Source organism: Mucilaginibacter rubeus, from assembly GCF_014643835.1.
Taxonomy (GTDB): domain Bacteria; phylum Bacteroidota; class Bacteroidia; order Sphingobacteriales; family Sphingobacteriaceae; genus Mucilaginibacter; species Mucilaginibacter rubeus.
The window spans coordinates 410,825-436,305 of the sequence record NZ_BMKD01000004.1 but is presented as its reverse complement, the minus strand read 5'-3'; the positions used below and the strand labels follow the sequence as shown (position 1 = coordinate 436,305).

Here is a 25,481-nt window from a genome sequence, read left to right as displayed (position 1 = left end):
GATTATGAAAAAGATATTTAGAATTTTAATACTGCCGGCGTTTGCTTTGCTAACAGTAACCGGATGTAAGAAAAGTTTTGAGGACCTTACCAAAAATAATAATGTGCCAAGCGTTGTGCCGGCATCATTATTATTCAACGGGATCCTTAATAAGATGGCTGATTTGCCACAATCAAGCAATGAGATCTATTCGCAATATTACCTTTATAACTACGATTATTATGGCAATAACCGTTATGATGCCTTTGCCGACGGTGGCGATAACTATTACAACACGTTAAAAAACGTAGTAGTAATGGAGCAGCGTGCTGCAGCAACCGGTGGCGCTGCCGTTAACCCGTATGAAGCTATGGGTAAATTTTTCAGGGCTTACTTCTTCAGCAAAATGAGCCTCGAAGAAGGTGATATCCCAATGACCGATGCGTTGAAAGGCCTGGATAACCTTACTCCCAAATATGATGCGCAGAAAGATGTAATGGTACAATGTTTAGCATGGCTTGAAGCCGCTAATGCCGACTTAACCAAACTGATTGCCGATCCAAATTCGGGCGGTACAGGGGTTGGTGCCGCTTTGTCAAACGATATCTACTTTGGTAATGATCTTACAAAGTGGCAAAAAACTGTAAACAGTTTCCACATCAGGTTATTGCTTGCATTAAGTAAAAAAACAGCTGATATTGATGTAAAAGCACAATTTGCGGCTATTGTTGGTAATCCAACTAAATACCCGCTGATGACCAGCAATGACGATAACCTGCAATATAAATTTGTAGCGCCGAGTAACTACTATCCTCAAAACCCGGATAACTTTGGTCAAAACGGATCAAGGCAAAACTCATCGGCAACTTATATCGGTTTGCTTACTAAATTTAAAGATCCAAGGGTTTTTGTAACTGCAGAGCCTTCACGTTATTTGGTTGATACGCTGAAACAAAGCCCAACAAGTTTTGATTCATTTGTAGGTGCCGATCCGGGTCTTGACCTTGGTGTGATGTATAACAATGCAACCTTACAGCGCTACTCGTTCATTAACCGTAAACACTTTTATTCAACTTATATAGGCGAGCCAAGTATCCAGATAGGCTACCCTGAATTGATGTTCAATATTGCCGAAGGTATTAACCGCGGCTGGGCAACAGGCAATGCCGAAACCTATTATATTAATGGTATCCAGGCATCGTACCAGTATTATGGTATCCCAACAGTTGCCGGTTCAAGTATATTTTCGGCATACTTTTACAGACCGGGCGCAACCAAAGGTCCAGCCGACCAGTCGAGCTATGATGTGTTCCCGGTTACTGTTAACTGGACAACCTACTATGCGCAACCTGCTGTAAAATATGCCGACGGTGCAACAGGTCTTACACAAATATTACAGCAAAAATATCTCGCGTTGTTCCGTCACTCAGGCCTTGAGTCATATTTCACTTATCGTCGTACAGGTGTACCTGCATTCACTACCGGGCCGGGGACGGGTAATAGCAGCCGTATCCCTACACGTTTTGAATATCCGCAGTCAGAGCGTACTGTTAACGCTACAAATTACAAAGCGGCATTAACAAGCCAGTTTGGCGGCAGTGATGATATCAATGGCATCATGTGGTTGCTTAAATAACAAACCGTAAATAACACTATATAAAGGCCCCTTAGTTTGGGGCCTTTATTGATTAAACACGACCTATGAAAAAGCTGATCTTAGTGATGCTGTTTTCAGCATCTTTTACCCTCCTCTTTGCACAAACGCGCAAAACTCAAAATGTAGTTATTGTCACCATCGATGGTTTACGCTGGCAGGAGGTTTTCCGTGGTGCCGATTCGGCCATCATCAATTCAAATGATACGTATGATAAAAATGAGGTGCGTAAAAATTTCTGGGCCGACGCAATCTCAGATCGTCGAAAACTGCTGATGCCTTTTTTTTGGAACACGGTAGTTGAAAAAGGACAACTGTATGGAAACCGTGATTTGGGCTGCAAGGATGAAGTAGCCAACCCGTATCATTTTTCATACCCGGGATACAATGAAATATTTACCGGTTTCCCCGATAAGCGGATGAACACCAACGATGGGATCTATAACCCCAACATGAACCTGCTTGAATTTCTGAATAAGCAAAAAGGTTTTGAAAACAAGGTAGCCGCATTTGCATCGTGGGAACGTTTTTCGCAGATCTTAAGCCCGAAACGTGCCGGTATTTTAGTTAACGCCGGTTTTATGCCTCTGGATGTTCCTGGTATGAACGACCGCCTGAAATACTTGAATGAACTGCAATTGGAAGCACCGCGTTATATCAGCGATTCAACCCGCATCGACTTCCTGACATTTGAGTTTGCCAAAAACTATATGATGCAATACAAGCCGCGGGCATTATATATATCGTTTGATGAACCGGATGATATGGCCCATGCAGGCAATTATAAGTTTTACCTTGACCGTATTAAACAGGAAGATGGCTTTATAAAACAACTTTGGGATTATATCCAGTCAGAGCCTGCTTATAAAAACAAAACTACCCTGATCATTACCTGCGACCACGGCAGGGGAGATGAGCCGATGAAGAAATGGCATGACCATGGGTCGGACGTGTTGCATTCAGAGCAAACCTGGTTTGCAGTTATCGGTCCGGATACGCCTGCCTCGGGCGAAATGAAACAAGGTGAAACAACTTATCATAAGCAGCTGGCTCAAACCATAGCCAATTTATTGGGCTTTAATTTTAAAGCCGCGGCAGGTCATGAGGTGGGGGATGCGATAAGTAGTGTTACAGGTAAAAAATAAATAACGATGCGTTTTCAACTATTAACAATTTTGGGTTTACTATGGCTGCTACCCGGTGATGGGTGGCAGGCCAACCCGGCTCCTGTTTCAAGGCATAAGTTTATAGTCGCTGCCCACCGCGGCGATCACGTCATTTATCCGGAGAACACGCTTGAAGCGTATAAGGGGGCAATAAAAAATGAGGCGGATTATGTAGAGATAGACCTGCGTACCACCAAAGATGGCGAGCTGGTAAGCATGCATGATGGCAGCATTAACCGCATGACTGATGGCAAAGGCCAACTGAAGGATTTTACACTTGCGGAGCTATTGCAGTTAAAGGTAAAAAGCAAGGACACTGCAAGCAAAGAGGTATTTCGGATCCCAACCTTTAAGCAGATCCTGCAATTGTGTAAAAACCGGATAGGGATCTACCTTGATTTTAAGGCTGCAGACCCCGAACAGGCTTACCAAACGATCAAAGAATATGGCATGGAAAAACAGATATTGGTTTATATCAACAGCGCGGCTCAGTTTACAGGCTGGCGAAAAGCTGCCCCCAAAATGCCGCTGATGCTGAGCCTGCCCGATAGTGTTAAAAATACTGCCGGCATAAAAAGCTTCATTGATCAGTATCACCCCGATATTCTTGACGGATCTTATAACCAATACACTGCTGATATGGTGGCCTTGGCCGGAGAATACCACATCCCGGTTTGGCCTGATATCCAAAGTGTAGGTGAAGGCCCTGCGGATTGGAACAAAGCCCTTGTAGCAGGTTTAAAAGGTTTACAAACAGACCATCCTGCCGCTTTGGTGAAGTTTTTAAAAGAAAAGGGGTTGAGGTAAATTGTCTGAATCAGAATTTTCAGAATTTAAGAATGTCCGGAATGTGATGTGTTTAATTCTGAAAATTCAAGCATTTTGAAAATTCTGATTCAGATAGTTTCTTAACTGTCATTTACCATAACAGAGCAACGTTTGCAAATGAAATAATATCCTATGACCTCGCGCCGCGACCTTTCGGTATGCCCATCTAACCGGTAAAGGTTGCAGGCAATATTAAAGCCCTCGGAATATATATATCAACTAAAACGGTACCCCGATTACGTAAGAATACGTAGGATTAGCGTAACTGAATAATTATAACTACTTTTATATCAATTAGGTAAGATATTAACGGGTTTCTTTTTATAAACCAATGTAAAACCGCTTTGCCATGAAAAGAAATAATTTCATTACTGCCATGTTAGCTTTTGCTGCAATGCCTTTAACGTCCTTTTCTATAGATGTAAAGAGATTTATGCGGGTAAACAAAGGATTTAAAATAGGTGCGGGAGAGGGCCGCATACATGGGCATATTAAATTAAAAGGGGTCAATTCAAATATAATGGATGTGAAAGTATCTGGCAGTGATACCGACGGAGACCTGGCTATTTTTGAACAAACAAGTTTATCGCAAGGCCGGGGTACTCCATTGCATGTGCATCCCTTGCAAGACGAGATATTTTATGTTTTAGATGGCGCCTACTACTTCCAGGTTGGTGAAGATAAGTTCCATTTGAGTACAGGCGATAGTGTTTTTTTACCCCGAAATGTACCACATGCATGGACACAAGTATCTGAAAAAGGAAAAATGACGGTTACGTTTCAACCTGCTGGTAAGCTTGAAGATTTTTTTGTAACAATGCAAGCATTGGATCATGAACCAACAAAACAGGAACTCGCCAAAATTTTTAACGACCATGATATGCAAATAGTGGGTCCGCCGTTAAAACTGGAGTAAGCTTCATACGGTTTATATCAGGACAAGTCAAATTAGGTGTTTTTTTAACTTTCATTTAACACCCCAAGCCTACCTTTGTCATAAAATAATTACCTATGACCTCGCGCCGCGAATTTTTTGGCACTGCCTTAACTGGTGTAGCCGCTTTAAGTCTTTTACCTGCTGTCAATAGTTTTGCCACTGAAAATAACCGGTATAGCCGTGCCACCAAAGCCAAACTAAAATTAAGGTTTGCTTTAGCCTCTGACATTCATTACGGACAGCCGAAAACGGATTTTACGTTGCACACCGGCAACATGGTTAAATGGCTTAACGAAGATCATAGCAAAAACCACCTTGATTTTGTGATTGTTAACGGCGACCTGGTACACAACCGCCCCGACTTGCTCCCTGAGATCAAAACTAAATACCTTGATAAATTAAATGTTCCTTATCATACCATCCCCGGCAATCATGATTTTGCGGATGCCACGGTTTGGAAGAACGCTTTTGGTTATGAGGATAAATACACGGTAGAGTTTGGCGATATAGGTTTTGTACTGGCTCACACCGCTGATACAAAAGGCGTTTATACATGCCCCAATAATGCTTTTCTGAAAGCTTCATTAGACAAACTTGCAGATAAAAAGATAGTTTTTGTGATACTGCACATCCCGCCTACCAAATGGGTTAAGAATGATGTATTTGTCGATTGCCCTGAAACTATCCAATTGCTGCATGCTTATCCCAACGTTAAAGCTGTTTTTCATGGGCATGATCATTTGTTAGATGGCGTACGTTATACCGATAAACTCCCACATTTTTTTGATTCGCATATAGGCGGTGACTGGGGTACTGACTACAAAGGCTATCGCATAGTTGAAGTTGATGAGCAAAATGCTATCTACACCTACCAGGTAAACGCAAGCCAAAACCCGGTGCTAAACTCAGCTAAACTGTAAATAGAATTTCGGATTTATTATGGAGTATTTTTAGCGAAAGTCTTGAGCCCTGGGTATGTGGGTGGCTGACTTGTGCTTTTCCTGCTTTGTCCCTTTGCATGACGTAGAAGGCACAAGTTAGCCGTGCTCCGGCTATCGCACAAAACTTGCGCCAGCAAAGTTTATTATAGATTCTACTTTTCCACCGGATACTTTAACCCTATTTGCTCCCTTGCCTGATCTATCATGGCAATCATCTGCCTGGATAGATCATGAGGCAGTACCAAGCTTTCGGTTTTGCCTTGTTTTATAAGTTCACAAAAATGGATGATCTCATAGTTAAGCCCTCCGGCGGTAAATGGTTCATCCAGTTCTATGGTACGGCCATCAAGATAACTAATAGTGGCCTTTGCCGGGTTCCACCAGTTTTTGTGGATGGTGATGTGTCCTAATGTTCCTACTATCAGTGCATCTCCTTTGCCATGCATATCAAAACCACAATACAATTGCGCGTACCCATTTTGATGCAGGGTCTGGAATATAGCAAACATATCAATCCCGGTTTCACCAAACCTGCCCATGGTTTGGATGTCCTGCATGGGGCCGAGCCAGTCGAGTGCCAAAAAGGCTTCGTAAATGGCAATCCCCATGAGGCTACCACCGACAAGTTCAAGATTGTAATTTGGATGATCGGGCGGACAATCGGCCACGGCCGATCCGGCGCGTATATAGCCAACAGGACCTATAGGGTCATCAGTAATATATTCTTTTAATTTACTGTATAAAGGGTAGAAGGGCGGTTTCATTCCTTCCATAAAAAGCAAGCCGGTATGTTTGGCAACGGCAAGTACATTATCCAACTCGGCAAGGTTTACGGTAACCGGTTTTTCGCAAAGCACATGTTTACCTGCTTTAAGCGCGGCAATGCTATAGGCGGCATGGCTGTCAGGCAGCGTAGCTATATAAACTGCATCGATATCACTGGCGAGTAATTCATCGATACTTCTACAAGCTATACCACCATATTGTGCAACAAAGGCATCAACAGTTTCAGCTCTACGCGAATAGGATGCTGCAAGTTCAACGCCATCAACAACTGCGAAACCCTGCATAAATCTGTGTGCAATACGCCCGCATCCAATAATGCCCCATTTAAACATAGTTCTAAGTCTTAAGTTCGGAGTTCTAAGTCAAAAATTGATTTTTCAAGTATATGGCTTTAAATGCAAAAGCCCTGAGTAAATAATATATTATTACTACTCAGGACTTTTAACTTCCTACTTAGACTCTCGACTTAAGACTTCCAACTTATTGATACTGGATATAAATCGGGTATGGTTTGTATCTTGATAAAACCTCCTCAGGGGTTAACATGTGGTGAGGTGGTTTTTTGATATCGTTTTTGTAAAACAATTTAAAGCCTGTAAACTGTACCGGCTCCTGGTTAATGAAGTAGCGGTAAGTGCCGGTTTTTAGGTCAGGTTCGCCCCAGCCATCCATGTTCATTACCAGTTGAATTTCCGGGTGCAATTTGATACTCTTATAATTGGTCACCATCTTTTTAGTAAAGCGGTGAACTATCAGGATTTTTGGCGGCAGTCCATTTTTCTTAACAATTTTGGCAAGATAGTCTGATACGTAGTTGATGTCATCGGCATCATAAGTGCCAATCTTTTTACCTGGGTGAGTTCCGTCTTTCATTGAAAACTCAGGGTCCATACCAAAATGTACTTGTGGCAATTCCAGGTATTTTTCAAGTAGTGGTAATTCCGCGCGGATGTTGCTTAAAGCTACCTGTACATCTAAAAATACAATAGCATGGGCTTTTTTAGCCAGTACCAATACACTGTCGATCTGTTTAAATGGCATACGATAACGGAATTTGCCGTCTTTACCGCCATCGCCCTGGGCTACAACGGCAATGTAATGCAACGCAGGTTGAACAGGAGTTTTAGGATCTGCCTTTTCCCAGTGTTTTACTTCGCCTTTTAATTTGGCAAGCATTTCTTTTGGCGGCAATTCGCCCAAAATGCCCATTCTTTTTGAGTATAGGTTACCGTAATAAGCAACTACACGTTTGAATGGTAAAATAGCTCCACCAATTGGATAAGGCGTATTTTTTACTGGCCACCTGCCTGTAGTATCACCATGCGCGTTGAATTTCATCAACGAATCGTACAGCTTTTTATCAATAGGAGGGTAGGTGGATTTTTTAACGCTTAAGGTATCTGCTGTTTCAGCCTGGGCCGAATCACCTTTAACTGCAGCTGCGGTTTTTTTACCGTCGGTTTTGGCATTGCTGCCGTTTTGTGAGCAGCTGTTTAAAAGCAAAGCTGCCGATGCCACAAATGTAGCGGATAGTACAAGCGTTTTTAATTTCATTGTTTTAACTTTCAATATAATGCAGGTGTATGTAAGGCGTGTTTAATTAATTTAATTTCCAGCTACTTATAAAGCAGCAATTGTGTTGGTTTGGTCGCCGCCAAAGATAGATATTGGAAATTAATTACTTTTAATTTTATGAAACTTTCCAAAAACCCCTAAAGGTAGTTTTGACCCGGCTGTGGCCTGCAGGTAAAGCTCGCCAATTTCGAGGTTTTGCACCTGCGGGAACGAGCTTTTAATGAGGTTTTCAACTATTACAGATGAAAATCCAAGAGAGTAAGTGTTCAGGATCAGGAAATGCTCTTCAGGGTCGAGCAGTTGGGTTACATCACGCATCATTTCGGTGATATTATCTTCCAGTTTCCATTTTTCGCCGTTTGGCCCATTGCCGTAAGCTGGCGGATCGAGAATGATGCCATTGTATTTTTTACTGCGTTTCAATTCGCGTTTAACAAACTTCAGAGCATCCTCAACAACCCAGCGTATATCTTTAAGTCCTGAAATTTCCTGGTTTTCATTGGCCCAGGTAACTACTTGTTTAATGGAGTCAACGTGAGTGGTATCGGCACCTGCGGCGCGCGCAATTAATGAAGCACCGCCGGTATAGGCAAACAGGTTAAGTACTTTAGGATCTGGCGTTTTGAAGCGTTTAACGTTTTGGCTAATGTAATCCCAGTTTACAGCCTGTTCCGGGAAGATACCAACATGTTTAAACGAGGTAAGGCCCAGCCTGAATTTAATGGCGGCTTCCTTGTTTTTATATTCGATATGCCAGCGGTCGGGAGTTTTAGGATCTTTTTTCAACCACTCGCCTGATGTTGCCGAACGGCCTTTAAACTTGATATGGTGTAGACGCTGCCACTCTGAAGCGGGCAGGGTTTTGTTCCAAACCGCCTGCGGTTCGGGACGGATGAGTATGATATTCCCAAAACGTTCCAGCTTTTCAAAGTCGCCGCAATCAATCAGTTCGTAATCTTTCCAGTGCGTTGGGGTAAGTAATTGGATCATTTTTTTGAAGTCCGAAAGTCCGTAAGTCGGATGTCCGAAAGATAGAGAAGTCTATTGCCGGAAATCTTGCGTTAATTAATTTAATTGCGCAAATCTAAGGTTTTTCCTACGGACTTTCGATCTCTCAATTTTCACACAAAAATGCTTTCTTTCGGACTTTCGGACCTCCCACTTCTGACTCGCTATAGCGTAGCCTTCGCTGCCCGCATAAACGGACTGGCAAATACAAATTCGTTGAGCTCTTTGTTGTCGGTTTTGGCTATCTCCTTATTCGATCCTTCCCACCATTTTTTACCCTGGTGAAGGAAAATGATGTGATCGCCAATACCCATTACCGAGTTCATATCGTGGGTTACCACTACAGTAGTAATGCTGTACTCTGCTGTAAGTTCGGCAATCAGTTCATCTATCAGGATAGATGTTACCGGATCAAGACCCGAGTTAGGTTCGTCAACAAACAAATATTTAGGTTGCATGGAAATGGCGCGGGCGATACCCACACGTTTTTTCATACCTCCTGATAGTTCGGATGGATATAATTTGTTTTTGCCGGCAAGGTTAACCCTTTCGAGACAAAAGTTGGCGCGGTCAAGTTTTTCGCTTTTTGATTGATCGGTGAACAGGTTAAGCGGAAACATAATGTTTTGCTCAACCGTCATGGAGTCAAAAAGGGCCGAGTTCTGAAAAAGCATCCCTATTTGAGTACGGATAGGCACGCGTTGCTCAAAATTCATATTGGTAAAATTCTCGCCATCAAAAATCACATCGCCCTTAGTAGGTTCATGCAGCCCAACAATGCATTTAAGCAAAGTGGTTTTACCAGAACCAGACCCACCGATGATCAGGTTGTTTTTTCCGGGATGGAAAATTGCAGTGATGCCCTTCAGTACTTCGTTTTCGCCGAAGCTTTTATATACGTCTTGTATTTCGATCATAGTAACAGGCGTGAAATGATAAGGTCACAAAACAGGATCATGATACAGCTCCACACCACTCCGCGTGTTGCAGATTGGCCAACCTCAAGTGATCCGCCGTTAACATAAAAGCCCTGGTATGAACATATGGAGGTAATTACGAAGCCGAATGATATCGCTTTAACGGCGCAAACAGTGACAATAACCGGGTTAAATCCGTCGGTCAGGCCTCTCAAATAATCATTGGTTGATACATCATTTGATGCCCAGCAGGCAATATAGCCGCCGGTTAATCCTAAACCTACAGAAACAATAACCAGTAAGGGGATCATGGTAACACCGGAAATGATTTTAGGCGATATCAAATAACCAGGGGCGTTTACACCCATAATTTCCAGGGCATCTATCTGTTCGGTAACGCGCATTGTGCCAATTTGCGATGCCATGGCCGAGCCTACACGGCCGGCCAATACCAGTGCCGATATGGTTGGGCTAAACTCCAGGATAGTTGAATCGCGGGTAATACCTCCTACCACTGTTTTGGGGATAAAATCGCTGATAAGCTGGAAAGCCGTTTGGATGGTAGCTACCGCGCCAATAAAAAGCGAAATAATAGCAACAATGCCTAAAGAGCCAATACCCACCGAAACCATCTCACGCATGATCTCGGCCCAGTATACACTGAATTTTTCGGGTTTCCTGAAACTTAAACGCAGTAAGAGTATATATTTTCCTAAGCTATGAAACATGTAGATGCATAAAAAATCGGTTAAAAATACGCTTTTTACCTTTAAGCCTAAATGGTCAGGTGTTAAAACCAGTCATTTAAATTCAATTTTATAAGCGTTTCAATTACTCTGCTTACGTAAATTGCGGGCATAAAGCTTCACTAACTATAAAAATTAATTTAAACAATATGAAAAACGTACTCATCACCGGTTCAACTAAAGGCATGGGCCGCTCAATTGCAATTGCTTTTGCTAATGAAGGATTAAACGTGGCAATTTGTTCGCGGAACGAGCAGGAATTATTGAATTTTAAAGATGAGCTTGAACAATTTGATGCCGAGGTAAAGGTTTTTGCTATGAAGGCCGATGGCAGTAATAAAGCCGAACTGCTGAAATTTGCAGCTGCAGCAGAAGCAGAATTTGGTTTTATTGATGTTGTAGTAAATAACCTGGGCACGTTCATCCCCGCAAGTATATTGGATGATAACGAGGATACCCTTCAGGTACAGATGAATACCAACCTGATGCCGGCCTATGAGTTGTACCGTTATTTTGGTAAAACCATGGCAAAGGCGCATAAAGGCCACTTTTTTAATATATGTTCGGTAGCCGCTATAAACCCGGTGCCACAAGCGGGTAGTTACAGTGTAACAAAGTATGCGTTGTTAGGTCTAACAAGAGTAATGAGGCTCGAGATGCAGGAGCATGGTGTAAAAGTTACGGCCGTAATTCCGGGATCAACGTTAACGGATTCATGGAAAGGCGCGGTGGTTGACCCAAATACCATGGTGCTGCCCGAAGACATAGCATCGGCAATCATCAATATTTACAGGATGAGCCCCGGCGCCAATGTCGACGAAATCATCATCAAACCTGCGCCGGGCCAGTTATGATAAATCAACTTAAAACATAAACGAACATAAATTATGGAAAAGAAACTTCATCGCGATGAACACCGAAAGGTAATAGGCGGTGTTTGCGCGGGCCTTGCCGAGCACTTTGGCACGGACGTGGCAGTTATCAGGGCGATATTTTTGGTAACCCTTATTTTAAAAGGCTTTAGCTTACCTATATATATAGTACTATGGATAGTATTGCCCAAGAAAGGCTTTGACTTTACCCCCGGCGTTGATTACAGGGTACCTCCGCAGGATAACCCGTTTACAGGTGCTCCACAATCAGGACCATTTTACGACCCGAAATTTGCCGGCCGGCCTTTTAATCCTCCGCCATTTGTAAATCCTCCTAAAAAGCAGGCTTCAACAGTTGGGTTAATATTTGGCGTGGCGATGATCTTTTTGGGGTCGATATTTCTGCTTAACGAGCTTGACCTGATGCCCGACTGGGATTTTGAAAGCCTTTGGCCCGTAATGCTGGTAGGCGCCGGTATTGCCCTGATAATTTCAGGAGTAAAAAAACAGCCATGGGAAAAACAAAACTGGCATGCTAACGAGGTAACAGACGCTCCGGAAGCCGAACCTGCAAAAGAAGAAACTGAAACAAAAGATACACCTCCAACTATATAATATTATGAGAAGCGATAAACTTGTTCCGGGCGCGATCCTGGTATTGTTGGGAGTGGTATTCCTGCTGGATAACTTCCACGTAATAAATTTCGACTGGATGAACCTCCTGTATCTATGGCCTATATTTTTAATAATGGGGGGTATCAGCCTGGTATTTGCAGGCAACCGGTCGCCATTGGCTACTATTCTCAAGCTGGCGGTTGTAGTAGGCTGCTTTGCATTGCTGGTATTTGGCAACTTTGGCAAACGCTACCATTTTTGGCCAAATGCATGGACCTTCCACAGCGATGATTATAACAATGACGATGACGACGACACCGATACTACCAACACCGATCAGGGCGTGGTTAAAATAGGCGGCGATAAAACTTTTAAACAGGAGTATACTGCGGATATTAAACATGCCCGCCTTAACATCAGCGGCGGCGGTACCATATATAATTTAAGCGACAGCACTGCCGATTTGTTCAATGCCCAAACGCAGGAACTTTACGGTAAGTATACCTTTAACCATAGTAAGGATGATTCGGTATATGTGCTTAACCTTAATTTGAAAAATAATAAAGGTTTTCATTTTGACTCCGACGACCGCAAAAACAATAAGGCCGACATCAAATTAAACACCAATCCGGTTTGGGATATTGACGTAACTACAGGTGCAACAGATTTAAATTTTGATCTTTCAAAATTTAAAATAAAAAGCTTATCTTTAAAGGGCGGTGCAGCCTCGTTTGATGTTAAGCTTGGAGCCCCTCTTGCCAATACTAATATAGAGGTTTCAACCGGCGCGTCGGAGGTTACTATAAGGGTACCAAAGGGCGCTGCATGCCGTATCACCTCCAATACCGGCCTCTCATCAAATGAGTTTGAGGGCTTTAGTAAAAAGAGTGATAACGACTACGAAACCGATGGCTTTGATGCCGCAAAAAACAGGATCCTGATCCATATGAGTGGTGGGATCTCTGATTTTAAAGTTAACCGATATTAACCTAAATCCTGAGTAAAACGATACCGGGACATAATACAACAATAATGACTTGCCATCCGCTCCATCAATTTGATGGAGCGTTTTTTTTGCACCATATGGTAATGCTGGTTCAGGGTTTTGTCATTTAAGACAAGGGTGGGGTTAAAAAGTGTTAAATTGAAAACCTTTGGTACAAAAAATAAGTTTAATTTACAGCACAAATAATCTACTATGAAATACCGATACCTTGTATTATTCGCATTACTGTTTTTAGCCTGCACCGTAAATGCCCAAACCGTTGTAAAAGGCACTGTTTTTGAGTTTGGTAAAAACAATAAAATGGGGGATGTTTTTGTGCGCGATAACCAAAACCGGCAGATGACCATTACCGACAGCAAAGGTAATTTCAGTATCCGTACCGAAACAGGGCATACGCTTATTTTCAGTTCTCCGGGTTATGTATCGGATACCTTATATGTTACCGATTTTACCAACAAAAAAATAGAATTGGTTGCTCAAACCATAGCTTTAAAGCAGGTTAACATCAACGCCAAACGCGAAACTTTTGATGCTCATAAAGAATATCCCGAGGTATACACCCGGAGTAAAATTTATCCCCTGTCCCCAACCTCATGGTTTAGCAAGGAAGCAAAAGACGCCCGTCGTTTAAAAAAATATTTTAAGCACGAAGAAGAAGAGCGCCATGTAGACGAAGTGTTTACCATGAACTACGTGCAAAGCATTATTCCGTTGCGTGGCCGGGAGCTTGAAAATTTCATGACGCTTTACAGGCCGTCATACGCGTTCATCAAAAGTAACAGTGGTCCGTCGCTGGCGGTTTATATCAATGATTCGTACAAGAAGTATCTGGCACTACCGGCTGATAAACGTACGCTGCCTGATTTGAAAGAGTAGTTTTTTTAGTAGCAGCGACAGTTGCAGTAGCAGTTTGGGTTAGATATGAGTTGGCGCAGTTAGCATTAATCAATCTGCCCAAACGCTGATATCGTTAGTAATGATCTTTTGATAGAGCAGTTCGATTTGGCTTTTCAGGATCCGGTCTTCCGATAGTGGGGGCAGATTGTTGATGTCAAAATACTGAACATCCAGCACATCAAAGCCTTTATTAATTTCTGTGGTTATGGCTTTACAGTAGAAAACCATTTTATACACATAAAAAGGCTGTGGCGGGTGCGGGTGCATTTTTTTATCAAATACGGCCAGCAGCCTGTCGGCGGTAACCTGGAAACCGGTTTCCTCCCAAAACTCTTTTACTATGGTTTCCTTAGGTGTATAGCCTATATCGCCCCATCCACCGGGTAACGACCATTTTCCATCCCCGCTCTCTTTAGCCAGCAGGATCTTATTATCCGGCGAAAGCAGGATGCCACGCAAGTCAACTTTGGCAGTAGGGTAATCCGTTGCCTGGGGAAATAGCATATTGATGGTCTCTGCACCATAGCCGCTTACCTCATCAAACATTTTAGTGCTCAGGTGTTGCAGTTCCTGGTAACGTTCAATATCGTATTCGTTTTTGGCGTATAGCAGACCTGTATCGGCAACGGAACGTAATTGAGTTATGAGAGAAAGCAGGTTGGTATTGGGCATGATGTTTATAAAATTATGTCATTGCGAGGAGCGGGGCTGCCTGTGTGTATGGCGCGACGCGGCAATCTCGCAGCAAGGCGTATGCGATTGCCACGCTTCGCAATGACATGAAGTATGTGTAATTCTGAAATCAAAAAAATTATCCTCTGCCTAACAGCTCATCAAGCTTATTGCGTTCGGTTTGAAGTTCGCGGGCAAGCTTCTTTTCTTTTTCGTTGGCTTTAGCTTTATAGGCTTTGTATTCTTCGTCAAGCTCTTCGTAAAGCTTGATGCGGTATTTAGCTTCGCGGCTGTGTGCACCCGAGCGGGCTATCACGATAACGGCAACTACCCCAAATACAATAACCAGTCCCCACATTACCAGGTTGTATGTTGCTTTGGTAAACGGAATGCCTAATAGGCTTATCTCATCGCGTTTGGCGTTTGATTCGTTGAGGGCTTGTTCCTTATTGCTTGCGTCAGATTTAAGGCTTTCAACATTTTTACCCTGTTCGGCAAGTTTGGCCCGGGCCTCTTTAAGCTGGCGGCGCTCGGTGTTCAGGGTATCCTTCATGTTTTTCCACAGGGCGGCAACCAGCGGCTGCTGATAGTGGTATAGTTTGCTGAGCAGGTATTTGTACTGGCCATTAAGGCTTTTATCTTTTTGCAGGGCCGAATCGGCAGCAGCACTGATTTTGGGCAGGGTATAAGCAGATTTAGTAGGTTGTTGCGATGTTACAGCCGGATTTTTAAGCGCTGCCGGGCTCGATCTTACAATGGGCGGAATAGCATTAGGCTTTAAGGCAGCGGTTTTCTTCCTGGTGCTGTCCTGTGCAAAAGTTGCCGCAACACTGCCCGTTATCATCGCTATTAAAACCGTTATCGTAAGTAGTAAATGCTTGTTCATCAAATGTAAAATTAGGTATATGCTATTAACAAAACAGGATGTTTACGGTTTTTATTATATACACCCTGCGTTTTTGAGGCTAAAATAAGCTTTCGTACGTAATTAACCTACTCATAGTTATATTAGCGGCATGAATATAGGTATTATTGGGTTAGGCGACATGGGCCGCCTGTACGCAAAGGCTTTCGCAAAGGCCGGTTACACCGTTTCGGGCTGCGACCTGCCTGCCAACCGTGAAAAGCTTGAAGAAGAGCTTAAGCCCCACGGCATCACCGTTATGGATCACGGCAGCGACGTTGCCCGCATCAACGACCTGATCATCTATTCGGTTGAGGCCGATAGCATGGAGCGTGTGGTTGCCGAGTATGGCCCTTCAACCAAGTACGGCGCTATAGTGGCCGGGCAAACTTCGGTTAAGTCCCCGGAGATTGCCACCTTTGAAAAGCACCTGCCTGCCGATGCCCAGATAGTTACTTTTCATGGCATGCACGGCCCGGGGTTTGAACCCGCCGGGCAAACCCTCATCCTGATCCCGCACCGCTCAACGCCCGATGCCTACCAGCGCATGTACGACCTGTTTACGGCCATTGGCAGCAATATAGTTGAAATTGCCGACTACCACGAGCACGACCGCATCGTAGCCGATACCCAGGCCGTTACCCACGTTGGTTTTGAGAGCATGGGCACAGCCTGGAAATCGGCCGGGTTTTTCCCCTGGGAAAACGCTTCATATATTGGGGGGATAGATAATGTGAAGATCCTGACCACCCTCCGCATCTTCAGCTATAAGGCCCACGTTTATGCCGGGCTTGCTATCCTCAACCCGTATGCCCGCCAGCAGGTGAAGCGCTATGCCGAATCGGAGTCGGAGTTGTTTAAGCTGATGATCAAGGAAGAAGCCGATGCGTTTAAGCAGCGCCTTTACCGCGCGCGTGACTTTGTTTTTCACGAAAGCCGCAAGCCTATTATGCTCAATGATACGGTGATGAAGGAGTTCTCGCTGTCACAGCATGCCGATCATCAAAAGCCAAACTCGCACCTCAGTATCCTGAGCATGGTTGATGCCTGGTACCACCTCGGCGTTAATCCCTATGATAACCTCATTTGCCAAACCCCGCCCTTCCGTCTGCGCTTGGGTATTGCCGAATACCTGTTTAAGAACGAAGAGCTGCTGGAAGAATCACTGGAAACAGCCCTGTACGATAAAACCATCCGCGGCGATGACCTGGAGTTTCACTCGGCGGTGAGGGAATGGTCGGCTATTATTGGATATGGGGATATGGAGGGATATAAGAAACACTTTAACGATACGCAGGCATTCTTTAGCCACCGGCTTGAAGAGGGCAAAGCGCAAAGTGCGGAGCTGATCCGCAGGTTGATGATGGAGTAGTTTGGTATTAGTGATTAGAGATTAGGGATTGATTGGCAGGTGTTCAATTTTTTAAGGTGTGAACACTTGTTGTTTTTTGTAATCTGATTGTTGTTGATAATCAGTTGTTTATAAATTCTGTAAAATCATCTATTCGCTGTTTTGAACAGGTTGGTGTTGATAGTCAGTTAGTTGTAATTTTGGCTCGTAAAATGTTGAACACCCTGTTTTTGAAAAATTGAACACTGACATTGGTTGTAAGCTTTCAGAAAAGCTAAGGTCATTTCAAATATTCTGATATTATATCAAATTGTTGTTCAGAGACTGCGAAAACATCTCTTCTATCTTGGTTTTTGTCATGAAATGCATAGAATATCTCGATGCTTTCCTGATTCAAAATTTTTTTAAGATAGAGCATTTCAAATCTTCGTTTTGATTGATAGATCTTATTATCATTAACCGAAAAGTAATTCAAAGTAAAGAAGTTATCTGTTTTCCATTTTGAGGTACGGTGATATTTAACGAAATAAACTCTTTCAAAGGAAGGATGTTCTAAAATATTGTCGATAACACAATGGTCTGAAATTAAATGGTTTTCGAGGTATATAGAGCAAATCCATGGGCCGCCCATGTTAATGATCTGCTCTATATTCTCTATATTAAATTCTAAGCCACAAAGTTTTTTCTTCATTGTATCAGGGAATATATCAGCAAATGGCTAACTATAGGATTCAAGGAACTCAGCTATAGTATCTTCACTATCCATGTTCAGAATAGCATTTGCTAATTTTACTTGCCCTTTAGCTAACGCAATTGCTGTTAATGCTGTTGTTGCTAAATCTAAATCCCAATATTGGCTCATAGCAAGTTTTGCAAGCTCTGCCAAATCTTCAATAGCTTTCTTATAATTTGGCTTTAATTTAGTAGGTAAAAGTGGATTGTCCTTGTGCCTTTGTATTTCAATGACGGAAACAAGGCCAAGGATATTATAATCCACAATCTGTTTTTGTAATGATATTCGAACTAAATGAGGAACTGAATAATATGAGGCTAAACCAACGTCTCCCTGATGGTGTAGCTCGTTCCATAGTTCTTGATAGATTTGGTTAACAGTTTGTTTATTGTCTGCAAGTTCAAGTTTCTTCAAGGCTATTGAAGCATCATATAATGTTCCTCTGTAACCGCCTTCTAAGGTTGACCATCTTGGGTCGTCAAGTTCCAATGCAGGCTCATCTACTGATTTCTTAGGGAAGAAGTCGCCTAACTTTATTGTCATAAGGTTATTTGTTTCTCAAATATATAATAAACTAATGTAGCTTCTCCCATCGGGATCAGTTATTGGTACTCACAATGTTGTCGTATACATAGATCAACAACGCCGGTTAAGTTGAAGGCTTAACTTATTTTAGGACGATTTGTACTATCGCTAAACTTCAACCAGTGATGTGTTTTGATAATCAACGCGTTACTGGTTGGTGCTTTTAAAGTGGAACACTGACAGGATGGTGTCAGTCTTAATAATTTCAATTATGCGCGACACTTATCTGACTGTCCTTATTTCCGGCGATAAATAGCTACATTTGTTTCCTAAACCAATCTAAACTATATATGCGCAATTTTTATCCTGTAAAGGCAATTTCAAACCTCGTTGTTATATCCGCTTTTTCAATTTTGCTCATCTCCTGTTCAAAATCGCAACCCAAGCCACCCATTAATCCCGAATTGCCGGTTACCATAACAGCATTTGCTCCTGCCAAGGGCTTACCCAATACCGTGGTAACTATAACAGGAACAAACTTTAACACTACTATAGCTAACAACACGGTTACGTTTAACGGTGTTACTGCCAAAATTAATTCGGTAACAGCAACTCAAATTGTGGCAACGGTACCCGCAACGGCAGCCACCGGTAAAATAGAATTACTTAGTAACGGAAAAAAGGCGGCGTCGGCTACAGGTTTTACCGTTACAACAGGAGCAATGACTGATTTTACATCTCTTGGAGCTATAAATATTGATCAAATTAAGTTTGATGGCACAGGACGTATGTTTGGTGCCGACGGTACTAATGTGTATGAAATAAAACCGGATGCGCAAGAGGTATATTACACTAATACTTCTGTGAGTAATTTCACGGGTTTCGCTGCCGACGAACAGGGCAATTTATACATACCAGTTGCAGGCACGATATTGAAAGTATCGCCCGGAAAAAATGTATCTGTTTTAGCTGGTAGTGCTACCAGTACCGGATTAGCAGATGGTGCTGGAGCCGTTGCAAAATTAGGTTCTCAGTCAATTGATTTACCTATTAATGCGGCAGGGAATTTGTATTATCTAAGCAGTGGCGGTTGTGTGTTTAAGGTCACTCCCGCAGGAGTTGCTACAATTATTGCAGGTGGTAAAACCGGAGAGCAGGGATATGTTGACGGGAAAGGAAGTGCTGCGAGGTTTGGTGTTATGACCAGAGGAACTGCCGATCCAACAGGTAATGTTTATATAGTTGATGCCGATCATTTCCGAATTCGTAAAATTACTCCCGAGGGCGAAGTTAGTACTGTTATAGGTAATGGAGCATTTGGCCTTACCGATGGCGAGGGAACAAATGCACAAATATTCGGTCCTCAATCATTGGTATCAGACGCAGAAGGTAATATATTTTTTAGCGATGCTGATTTTGAAAACCATCTCTACAGGATAAGGATGCTCAATAAATTAGGCCAGGTGATAACCCTTATTTCTGGTAACACAACAAATGGCATTGTTAACGGCGCTCTTGGAACAGCCACTACCAATCGTCCTTTGGGGCTTGCCTTTGATTCTACCGGAAATCTTTATATAGTGAACTCCGGGGTACACAAAATAAGCAAGGTCACCTTTAATTAGGGTGGGGTGAAACGATTGGTTTTATATAGCCGTAATTGACTCTGCCAGAATGATGGCCGATCAGTAAATATTCAATAAACAAAAGTAATGCTATGGACAAGATACGCATCCTGGTAATTGGCCTGGAAGAAGCCGAAGTAAATGCACTTAAACAAAGTTTAAATTTTAACTACCTGATGGTGCATTATGACCTGGTACCCCAGGTGAAACTTATTGAGGGGCAGCTATATGTTGAAAGTTCATCTATACCAGGAAAGTATTTGCTCGTTAACAAAGTGATATTTCATGGTATTTACAAGGATGATCTCGATTTCATTACGCTATTGGCCATGTGGAACGGGCCATGTCTGCCTAATGCGCTTGGCATGATGGATCTGCGCCAACGCATCCCCGGCTTGGTAAGGGCCTTGTCGGTATCGAAATTTTCGGGCATCAAACGCGGAATGGTTATCGGCGAGCAGGAATACAATTCAGAAACAGAAGTTGTTGCCAAATGGGGCATATGGCATTGTGGTGAAGATAAAAATAAATTTAACGGCGACTGGACAAGTACAGAAACATCCGTTATTGAAGAATTTATTGATGGCGAAGCTGTACGCATCATGATAGTGGGTGATAAAAACTGGCAGATCAGGCTTACAGGCGACACCTGGCTAAAATCAATCCATAACGAAGGTTCATGGGAAATGGAGATAGATCAGGAACTATTGCTTGATAGCACGGCTATAGCCAAACACTTTAATCTCCAAACCGTGGGCGTTGATTACATTATTGGTAAAAACGGCGAAAGGTACCTGCTGGAAGTTAACCATATTCCAAACGTTACAGTTTTTCCTTTTGTAAATAAAGCGTTTATTGAGTATGCTGGTGAGTGGATGGTTTCATAATACAGAAGTAGAAATTTACTCACTGTATAAAAAAATATATCATTGGCTTGCCACATGTGCGAGCCAATGATATGAAAACAGATATACCAAATCACGCATTACTGCGCCGCTGACATTGTTTTGCTTGCCGTAGCTGTATTTATCCAGTTCAGCAACCGCTCCTGGATGTATTGTGTCCATGCCGGTGCGCAGGCGTGATAACATTCAAATTCTGGTACCAGTCCAACGTGGGTAAATACAATTTTTGTCGCATCGCCCTCTGCAAAAATTTCAAAGCAAAGTTTGGTGCCGGTCCACTCGGTTTGGTTTTGTGTAAAAGTTAGCTTGCTATCGGTAATCAGCCAGGCTATTTTCTTGTTGGGGACCAATTCAACAAGTTTTTGTTTGGTGTAGTGCGCCCCGTCGCCGGCAAAGAATGAAAACTCGTCGCCAAGTTTTTCCGACTCGCCTTCAAATATTTCCGAATGCAGGCCTGACCACCATCCCCGGACATTTTTTAACGCATCAAAAACTTCTTCAGGGCTGTGGTTTACCAATAAGGTTGTTGTGAAATCTGTAGTTGTCATTTTTTTGATCTTTAAGTTGAATAATTCGTTATTTAACAGGCCTTGTTAAAATGGGTAACTTCAAAGTTACGTAAATGTATAGGTAACTTTTGAGTTACGCAATTTTTTCTGGAAATTTTTTATTGCTTCATTTTGAGGGCGATGTGTGTCGCGTGTTTTTATTGAGGGTATTGGCACAGACACCCTTGCGGGGCAGCGACAGGCGTGAATGGGGCGTAATAAGCACAAGGTTAAGCTGAAAGCTCAAACCATTTGCCGGAATAAAAGATCGTGAGTTTTGTGATGATGTAGAATAGCATGCGGGCCACACGCGCCAGCGAGGGGGATCGGGAGCTGGCCATCTTAATTGCGCCTCGTATATGGTAAACATAGCGCGATCAGAAAAAAATCGTTTTAAAAAGGTAAAGCCAGCAAATGCCGGCTTTATGTTATAAAGCATGGTCAATGCTTAACTCAATTTTATATCACTTAATTCAATGGAAATGAATAGCGGGGCAGGAACCAAAGCGGTATTATCTTCATTCCGCTTGTAAACATGCCTGCTTGTTGGAAACTTTATACCTTGAACTTCTGTATAATCGGCCACATAATGCACGGAAGCCGCATTGTTAAGGATCTCGACATTGTAATCATGTCTCTTGAGAAGGCCTGTTTCATCAATATATAATACCTGTTCCCTGCCATGAGTAGCAATGTCTTCGGGGAAGGTAACATGCAATCGTCTTAAAACCTCACCATTTTCAGTCCATGGTTCCAGTTCCTTTACCTCATACCCAGGCTCTGCAAGGCAAAATGGCGCATTTAAATAGGTCCACATTGCGTAACCGCTAAAATAAGTTACCTGGAGTTTTGACCAGGGGGTTTCTGTTACATATCCCTTAAAACTGTTTCGCGGAAAATAAAGCTGATCAACCAATAGGTCATTGTCGTCGATGATGGCAACTTTATGTGCTTCAAACGTATTGTGCCAATCTTCTTTTAAGAAAGGATAAAAAGAAACATGTTGCTTTGTTGTGCTTGACAAGACATTGATATCATCCATTATACCCGGTACCTGCTTAAATGCCCAGGTGACACCGCCAATCTTAAGGTGCGCGGATATGTTTTTAAATTTTTTCCAGTTATCTAAGCCGCCATGGGCGTCGATCGTAAATTTCAAGAGGTCGTTCATATAAGAGTTATTTGCTTTGTTTGTCTAAAGAAACTAAACGTGCATTTGTAGTTGCTTTTTGCAAGTGCAAATATAGATATATTTACTTGTTATTTGCAAGTGCAAATTTCTTCGTTGATTTTTTTATCGCCCGTTTTATATTTAAATTTGCGCTTGTGATCAGCAAGCGCAATGGTTGTTGACGATTACGACGATATGATAAAAAAAATAAAGAAACGTTCGGCTTGTCCGATCAGCTTCAGCCTTGACTTTCTCGGTGATAAATGGACGCTGCTCATCATCCGTGACATTCTGCTTAACAATAAAAATACCTTTGGCGAGTTCATTCAGTCGGCTGAGGGTATCGCGACCAATGTGTTAACAGATCGGTTAAAAATGCTGGAAAACGAAGGGTTCATTATGAAATACCCGGTTCCCGGTAAACCGAGGGTGGCCTATTGTCTTACGGAGAGGGGTGTCGGGCTTATCCCGATCATTATGGAAATGGCCCTTTGGGGAGTCTCAGAAAATAACACCGAGATCAAAAAGGAATTGACGGCGGCACTCAAAAACGACAAGGCAGGTGTTATATCGGCATTGGCGACTAAACATTTGGAGATATACGGGCAAAGGAAGGAATCAAGGATAGAACCGGACCTTCCCAGCGCCTAATGATCAAACATCCTGTGCTGAAATTTCAAATTTTCCTTGCTCTGACATTGGCAGTTTAGTTTTCATTAAATTAGATGAACCAGGTGCAGGCAAGCTATTTTTAAGGGGAGGCCAAAGCCCGAACTCAACGGGGATGACCTGTCGGCCTAAATAATGATCCTGCTTAGGCACTGTACCACATCGTCCAGCTTCGCAGAAGCAAAGTAGTCGATCCTTAGGCTGGCGGAAGCGTGTCCTTATCCGACGTATTGTCTTTTTTATAGCTGAACTATTATCGGAAATGAAAGATTGTGAGTTGGTGATGACGTAAATTTAACGTGCGAGGCGCACGCGACACGTGTGCGCCGGCGAGGGTTTGGCTTATGATAATAATTTCTTATCAATCAATAAGGCACTCGTATGTTGCGGCATACATGACGTGCCTTTATTATGTAAGGAAAAAGGAATTTTTTGATTAAATGCAGAAAACGCCAGGCGGAGGTAAGCCTGGCGTTTGAAAACTGTATTACTACTTAACTTTTATTTCGATGTTATATGCGGTTCCTTTGTGTTTGTAAGCAACGCTAAACGTGCTATCTGTAAAGCTTGCTAATTGAAATACATTGTTATTACTTTCACCCTTCAATTGAGCAGTTACTAATACAATTCCGCTATCGAATGTAACATTAGATAGTGTGAAAGGCTTTTCGATATCATCTAATGATACATCTGTATCACTGGCGCCTAATTCATATTTTTTTACAGCAATGAAATCTGTTTTAGATCCGATCAGCTGTTTAAACTTTTCATAATCCGGTAAAACATTAGAGTAGCCTACGCCGGTTAGATTTGTTTCGGCTGTAGAACCGCTTTGAAAATAACCTCCGTATTTATTGCCTTCCGTACGTTGATTTGTAAGATAAACGATGTTCGCTCCAAACATGGCCGCTTGAATCTTCATTTTATGATATGCTCTGTCTTTTACTCTTTCCTGGCTGGAGAATACGGTTGTTCCTTTAGCTTTTGAACTTACATCGGTTAGTTTATAAAGGCCCCGAACTTCGCTTTCAACAGCAGTAATAGCAACTTTATCATAATCCATAACGCCGTTAATGGTTTTATACGACGTAGCTTCTGCAAAAGTCTGGACACGGCCGCTTTTGAAAACTATCTTTTGTATGGTGTTTTTATAAACGGAATTTAGTAAGTCTTCGCCGGGATAGGAATACTTAACTGCATCTGGTGTGATCTCTTTTACGTTGCAGGCTATTTTGGCGTTATTGGAAATAATTGTGTCAACTTGAGCTTTGCTTACCAGTGAAAAAGTACTGAAGAAAATTATTAAAGCTAATGTTTTAAATGAGAGCAGAAGGGACGGATTTCGGCCAGCTCCGAAACTTAAGATTTGGTTCATGATATGTTTAAGTTAATTAAGTCGTCAAATATAACAAAGCCTGCTTAAATAAGCTATCATGCACGCAATTAATTGATTGAAGGGCTTTGGTGGTTTCAACAGATCTGCTAAAGGTAGTTTAAATACCTGCAACTATTCCGTTTCGGGTTTTAAATAGGATTGAGAACCCGTGTAATAATATCCATTTGCTGACGCACGCGTGTGTGTGTTCTTATTGAGTCTCGCCAATCTATTGCAATCAACTTAGTTATCTATACATGGTATTGATATACGCGACACTCATGTATCAACGGGAAGGTGAGTGAGTCCGTGATCAGCAGCCTGGTAAGCTATGAAGCTGTTAAAATTGAATCGAATTATTTATGTATCCTAATAAAATCATTGCCGTTGGTTTTAGTGGCTGTTGCACAACATTAAAGCCAACGGTAATGAATGTTTCGCGTGTTGTAAAACGAATAAATAAATGTTTTTTGTAGAGACGCGTGTGATGCGTCCCCCGCTCCCGCAAGCGTCCTCGCTTGTGGGCACCATGCTAAGTTGTAAGAGGGCTTTTCACATTGTATACCTGAACGCGGGCCACAAGCGAGGACGCTTGCGGGAGCGATGATTTTAAACTTGAAAGCCACTGCTATTGACGGCCTTAGTGAGCAACAGTTTAAAGAAATTGCTGAAGGTGCAAAAGCAAATTGTATCATCTCCAAAGCCTTGAATGTGCCTATTTCACTGGATGTAATTTACGCTTAAGTAAATTTTGCTTTGGTATGCTATTCAGAGGACCGGTGAAGCCGGTCCTTTGTTTTTATGTTGAATGCTGTCATTTTTAATAACCGCCACGGGTTACGATTTAAGAATAATATAAATTTCACCGCTACCGCAAGGCAATGTCATTAAGTTATGGAACATTCCCAGAGGGGGAACCGGTTGTAGCAATATATTATACCGAACACAACCGTGCCAGAGGTACGGAACACCGGAGTTGTGTACCTCTGGCACACTAAAAACACTGTTTATTTGATTTCTACAAACCTTTTGCACCTCTGGTGCAACCTGTCAATCCCTGTCTTTACATTGAACCT

At 42.5% G+C, this 25,481-nt stretch carries 26 protein-coding genes; 14 read left to right on the top strand and 12 right to left on the bottom strand.

What is annotated here, in order from left to right; genetic code table 11:
- Nucleotides 1-4: 4 nt before the first annotated feature.
- The 5 genes from IEX80_RS15940 (at nucleotide 5) to IEX80_RS15920 (ending at nucleotide 5,484) form a co-directional block, all read left to right on the top strand.
- Nucleotides 5-1,615: a SusD/RagB family nutrient-binding outer membrane lipoprotein gene (locus IEX80_RS15940; RefSeq protein WP_176627910.1), complete on the top strand. Its 1,611-nt coding sequence runs from the start codon at nucleotides 5-7 to the stop codon at nucleotides 1,613-1,615.
- Between the two features lie 65 nt (nucleotides 1,616-1,680).
- Entirely contained in the window at nucleotides 1,681-2,778 is a 1,098-nt protein-coding gene (locus IEX80_RS15935) for an alkaline phosphatase family protein (RefSeq protein ID WP_090529362.1), read from the top strand.
- 6 nt (nucleotides 2,779-2,784) lie between these two features.
- Complete coding sequence (locus tag IEX80_RS15930) at nucleotides 2,785-3,606, top strand: glycerophosphodiester phosphodiesterase family protein (RefSeq protein ID WP_188833423.1); 822 nt, start codon at nucleotides 2,785-2,787, stop codon at nucleotides 3,604-3,606.
- A gap of 370 nt (nucleotides 3,607-3,976) precedes the next feature.
- Nucleotides 3,977-4,543, top strand: a complete 567-nt coding sequence (locus IEX80_RS15925) for a cupin domain-containing protein (RefSeq protein ID WP_090529357.1) — start codon at nucleotides 3,977-3,979, stop codon at nucleotides 4,541-4,543.
- Nucleotides 4,544-4,638: 95 nt separating this feature from the next.
- Complete coding sequence (locus IEX80_RS15920) at nucleotides 4,639-5,484, top strand: metallophosphoesterase family protein (RefSeq protein ID WP_090529354.1); 846 nt, start codon at nucleotides 4,639-4,641, stop codon at nucleotides 5,482-5,484.
- 173 nt (nucleotides 5,485-5,657) lie between these two features.
- On the opposite strand, the gene IEX80_RS15915 is transcribed toward IEX80_RS15920, so the two are convergent.
- The 5 genes from IEX80_RS15915 to IEX80_RS15895 form a co-directional block, all read right to left on the bottom strand.
- On the bottom strand, nucleotides 5,658-6,623 hold the full coding sequence (locus IEX80_RS15915; RefSeq protein ID WP_188833422.1) for a Gfo/Idh/MocA family protein: 966 nt from the start codon (nucleotides 6,621-6,623) through the stop codon (nucleotides 5,658-5,660).
- A gap of 148 nt (nucleotides 6,624-6,771) precedes the next feature.
- On the bottom strand, nucleotides 6,772-7,845 hold the full coding sequence (locus IEX80_RS15910) for a DUF4148 domain-containing protein (protein WP_176627916.1): 1,074 nt from the start codon (nucleotides 7,843-7,845) through the stop codon (nucleotides 6,772-6,774).
- A 120-nt stretch (nucleotides 7,846-7,965) separates the two neighbouring features.
- On the bottom strand, nucleotides 7,966-8,856 hold the full coding sequence (locus IEX80_RS15905) for a class I SAM-dependent methyltransferase (protein ID WP_188833421.1): 891 nt from the start codon (nucleotides 8,854-8,856) through the stop codon (nucleotides 7,966-7,968).
- Between the two features lie 182 nt (nucleotides 8,857-9,038).
- Nucleotides 9,039-9,791, bottom strand: coding sequence for an ABC transporter ATP-binding protein (locus tag IEX80_RS15900; RefSeq protein ID WP_090529341.1), 753 nt, complete (start codon nucleotides 9,789-9,791; stop codon nucleotides 9,039-9,041).
- Nucleotides 9,788-10,519, bottom strand: a complete 732-nt coding sequence (locus tag IEX80_RS15895; RefSeq protein WP_090529338.1) for an MlaE family ABC transporter permease — start codon at nucleotides 10,517-10,519, stop codon at nucleotides 9,788-9,790. The genes IEX80_RS15900 and IEX80_RS15895 overlap by 4 nt, the downstream gene beginning before the upstream one ends.
- A gap of 167 nt (nucleotides 10,520-10,686) precedes the next feature.
- Here IEX80_RS15895 and IEX80_RS15890 point away from each other — a divergent pair, with 167 nt between their 5' ends.
- From IEX80_RS15890 to IEX80_RS15875, 4 genes are all read left to right on the top strand, one after another.
- Nucleotides 10,687-11,391, top strand: a complete 705-nt coding sequence (locus tag IEX80_RS15890; RefSeq protein WP_188833420.1) for an SDR family oxidoreductase — start codon at nucleotides 10,687-10,689, stop codon at nucleotides 11,389-11,391.
- Nucleotides 11,392-11,424: 33 nt separating this feature from the next.
- Complete coding sequence (locus IEX80_RS15885; protein ID WP_176627919.1) at nucleotides 11,425-12,024, top strand: PspC domain-containing protein; 600 nt, start codon at nucleotides 11,425-11,427, stop codon at nucleotides 12,022-12,024.
- A gap of 4 nt (nucleotides 12,025-12,028) precedes the next feature.
- Nucleotides 12,029-13,012, top strand: coding sequence for a toast rack family protein (locus IEX80_RS15880; RefSeq protein ID WP_188833419.1), 984 nt, complete (start codon nucleotides 12,029-12,031; stop codon nucleotides 13,010-13,012).
- Nucleotides 13,013-13,222: 210 nt separating this feature from the next.
- Nucleotides 13,223-13,906, top strand: a complete 684-nt coding sequence (locus tag IEX80_RS15875) for a carboxypeptidase-like regulatory domain-containing protein (RefSeq protein ID WP_090529327.1) — start codon at nucleotides 13,223-13,225, stop codon at nucleotides 13,904-13,906.
- Between the two features lie 69 nt (nucleotides 13,907-13,975).
- On the opposite strand, the gene IEX80_RS15870 is transcribed toward IEX80_RS15875, so the two are convergent.
- Both IEX80_RS15870 and IEX80_RS15865 read right to left on the bottom strand, forming a co-directional pair.
- Nucleotides 13,976-14,599, bottom strand: a complete 624-nt coding sequence (locus IEX80_RS15870) for an NUDIX hydrolase (protein ID WP_090529324.1) — start codon at nucleotides 14,597-14,599, stop codon at nucleotides 13,976-13,978.
- Nucleotides 14,600-14,738: 139 nt separating this feature from the next.
- On the bottom strand, nucleotides 14,739-15,485 hold the full coding sequence (locus IEX80_RS15865; RefSeq protein WP_139159989.1) for a hypothetical protein: 747 nt from the start codon (nucleotides 15,483-15,485) through the stop codon (nucleotides 14,739-14,741).
- 130 nt (nucleotides 15,486-15,615) lie between these two features.
- Between IEX80_RS15865 and IEX80_RS15860 the strand changes: the two genes are divergently transcribed.
- A complete protein-coding gene (locus IEX80_RS15860) occupies nucleotides 15,616-16,875 on the top strand; it encodes a prephenate dehydrogenase (protein ID WP_090529318.1) in 1,260 nt (419 codons plus the stop codon).
- A 259-nt stretch (nucleotides 16,876-17,134) separates the two neighbouring features.
- On the opposite strand, the gene IEX80_RS15855 is transcribed toward IEX80_RS15860, so the two are convergent.
- Both IEX80_RS15855 and IEX80_RS15850 read right to left on the bottom strand, forming a co-directional pair.
- Complete coding sequence (locus tag IEX80_RS15855) at nucleotides 17,135-17,545, bottom strand: hypothetical protein (RefSeq protein WP_090529315.1); 411 nt, start codon at nucleotides 17,543-17,545, stop codon at nucleotides 17,135-17,137.
- A gap of 27 nt (nucleotides 17,546-17,572) precedes the next feature.
- The gene (locus IEX80_RS15850) at nucleotides 17,573-18,130 is read right to left on the bottom strand and encodes a hypothetical protein (RefSeq protein ID WP_090529313.1); all 558 of its coding nucleotides are present in this window, start codon (nucleotides 18,128-18,130) and stop codon (nucleotides 17,573-17,575) included.
- Nucleotides 18,131-18,462: 332 nt separating this feature from the next.
- Here IEX80_RS15850 and IEX80_RS15845 point away from each other — a divergent pair, with 332 nt between their 5' ends.
- A complete protein-coding gene (locus IEX80_RS15845; RefSeq protein WP_188833418.1) occupies nucleotides 18,463-19,737 on the top strand; it encodes an IPT/TIG domain-containing protein in 1,275 nt (424 codons plus the stop codon).
- Between the two features lie 92 nt (nucleotides 19,738-19,829).
- On the top strand, nucleotides 19,830-20,624 hold the full coding sequence (locus IEX80_RS15840) for an ATP-grasp domain-containing protein (protein WP_090529307.1): 795 nt from the start codon (nucleotides 19,830-19,832) through the stop codon (nucleotides 20,622-20,624).
- Between the two features lie 98 nt (nucleotides 20,625-20,722).
- Here IEX80_RS15840 and IEX80_RS15835 read toward each other — a convergent pair whose 3' ends face one another.
- Nucleotides 20,723-21,190 carry an SRPBCC family protein gene (locus tag IEX80_RS15835; protein WP_090529304.1) on the bottom strand — a complete coding sequence of 156 codons (468 nt, stop codon included), beginning with the start codon at nucleotides 21,188-21,190 and terminating at the stop codon, nucleotides 20,723-20,725.
- A 448-nt stretch (nucleotides 21,191-21,638) separates the two neighbouring features.
- Nucleotides 21,639-22,361, bottom strand: a complete 723-nt coding sequence (locus IEX80_RS15830) for a hypothetical protein (protein WP_188833417.1) — start codon at nucleotides 22,359-22,361, stop codon at nucleotides 21,639-21,641.
- A gap of 195 nt (nucleotides 22,362-22,556) precedes the next feature.
- Here IEX80_RS15830 and IEX80_RS15825 point away from each other — a divergent pair, with 195 nt between their 5' ends.
- Nucleotides 22,557-23,012 carry a winged helix-turn-helix transcriptional regulator gene (locus IEX80_RS15825; RefSeq protein WP_217633161.1) on the top strand — a complete coding sequence of 152 codons (456 nt, stop codon included), beginning with the start codon at nucleotides 22,557-22,559 and terminating at the stop codon, nucleotides 23,010-23,012.
- Between the two features lie 508 nt (nucleotides 23,013-23,520).
- On the opposite strand, the gene IEX80_RS15820 is transcribed toward IEX80_RS15825, so the two are convergent.
- Complete coding sequence (locus IEX80_RS15820; RefSeq protein WP_229701648.1) at nucleotides 23,521-24,405, bottom strand: hypothetical protein; 885 nt, start codon at nucleotides 24,403-24,405, stop codon at nucleotides 23,521-23,523.
- A 603-nt stretch (nucleotides 24,406-25,008) separates the two neighbouring features.
- On the opposite strand from IEX80_RS15820, the gene IEX80_RS15815 reads away from it, so the two are divergent.
- Complete coding sequence (locus tag IEX80_RS15815; protein ID WP_175490012.1) at nucleotides 25,009-25,149, top strand: hypothetical protein; 141 nt, start codon at nucleotides 25,009-25,011, stop codon at nucleotides 25,147-25,149.
- Nucleotides 25,150-25,481 lie beyond the last annotated feature (332 nt).

Coding starts and splice junctions, on each gene's coding strand:
- IEX80_RS15940 (WP_176627910.1), top strand. CDS start 5: ATGAAAAAGATATTTAGAATTTTAATACTGCCGGCGTTTGCTTTGCTA.
- IEX80_RS15935 (WP_090529362.1), top strand. CDS start 1,681: ATGAAAAAGCTGATCTTAGTGATGCTGTTTTCAGCATCTTTTACCCTC.
- IEX80_RS15930 (WP_188833423.1), top strand. CDS start 2,785: ATGCGTTTTCAACTATTAACAATTTTGGGTTTACTATGGCTGCTACCC.
- IEX80_RS15925 (WP_090529357.1), top strand. CDS start 3,977: ATGAAAAGAAATAATTTCATTACTGCCATGTTAGCTTTTGCTGCAATG.
- IEX80_RS15920 (WP_090529354.1), top strand. CDS start 4,639: ATGACCTCGCGCCGCGAATTTTTTGGCACTGCCTTAACTGGTGTAGCC.
- IEX80_RS15915 (WP_188833422.1), bottom strand. CDS start 6,623: ATGTTTAAATGGGGCATTATTGGATGCGGGCGTATTGCACACAGATTT.
- IEX80_RS15910 (WP_176627916.1), bottom strand. CDS start 7,845: ATGAAATTAAAAACGCTTGTACTATCCGCTACATTTGTGGCATCGGCA.
- IEX80_RS15905 (WP_188833421.1), bottom strand. CDS start 8,856: ATGATCCAATTACTTACCCCAACGCACTGGAAAGATTACGAACTGATT.
- IEX80_RS15900 (WP_090529341.1), bottom strand. CDS start 9,791: ATGATCGAAATACAAGACGTATATAAAAGCTTCGGCGAAAACGAAGTA.
- IEX80_RS15895 (WP_090529338.1), bottom strand. CDS start 10,519: ATGTTTCATAGCTTAGGAAAATATATACTCTTACTGCGTTTAAGTTTC.
- IEX80_RS15890 (WP_188833420.1), top strand. CDS start 10,687: ATGAAAAACGTACTCATCACCGGTTCAACTAAAGGCATGGGCCGCTCA.
- IEX80_RS15885 (WP_176627919.1), top strand. CDS start 11,425: ATGGAAAAGAAACTTCATCGCGATGAACACCGAAAGGTAATAGGCGGT.
- IEX80_RS15880 (WP_188833419.1), top strand. CDS start 12,029: ATGAGAAGCGATAAACTTGTTCCGGGCGCGATCCTGGTATTGTTGGGA.
- IEX80_RS15875 (WP_090529327.1), top strand. CDS start 13,223: ATGAAATACCGATACCTTGTATTATTCGCATTACTGTTTTTAGCCTGC.
- IEX80_RS15870 (WP_090529324.1), bottom strand. CDS start 14,599: ATGCCCAATACCAACCTGCTTTCTCTCATAACTCAATTACGTTCCGTT.
- IEX80_RS15865 (WP_139159989.1), bottom strand. CDS start 15,485: ATGAACAAGCATTTACTACTTACGATAACGGTTTTAATAGCGATGATA.
- IEX80_RS15860 (WP_090529318.1), top strand. CDS start 15,616: ATGAATATAGGTATTATTGGGTTAGGCGACATGGGCCGCCTGTACGCA.
- IEX80_RS15855 (WP_090529315.1), bottom strand. CDS start 17,545: ATGAAGAAAAAACTTTGTGGCTTAGAATTTAATATAGAGAATATAGAG.
- IEX80_RS15850 (WP_090529313.1), bottom strand. CDS start 18,130: ATGACAATAAAGTTAGGCGACTTCTTCCCTAAGAAATCAGTAGATGAG.
- IEX80_RS15845 (WP_188833418.1), top strand. CDS start 18,463: ATGCGCAATTTTTATCCTGTAAAGGCAATTTCAAACCTCGTTGTTATA.
- IEX80_RS15840 (WP_090529307.1), top strand. CDS start 19,830: ATGGACAAGATACGCATCCTGGTAATTGGCCTGGAAGAAGCCGAAGTA.
- IEX80_RS15835 (WP_090529304.1), bottom strand. CDS start 21,190: ATGACAACTACAGATTTCACAACAACCTTATTGGTAAACCACAGCCCT.
- IEX80_RS15830 (WP_188833417.1), bottom strand. CDS start 22,361: ATGAACGACCTCTTGAAATTTACGATCGACGCCCATGGCGGCTTAGAT.
- IEX80_RS15825 (WP_217633161.1), top strand. CDS start 22,557: ATGATAAAAAAAATAAAGAAACGTTCGGCTTGTCCGATCAGCTTCAGC.
- IEX80_RS15820 (WP_229701648.1), bottom strand. CDS start 24,405: ATGAACCAAATCTTAAGTTTCGGAGCTGGCCGAAATCCGTCCCTTCTG.
- IEX80_RS15815 (WP_175490012.1), top strand. CDS start 25,009: ATGATTTTAAACTTGAAAGCCACTGCTATTGACGGCCTTAGTGAGCAA.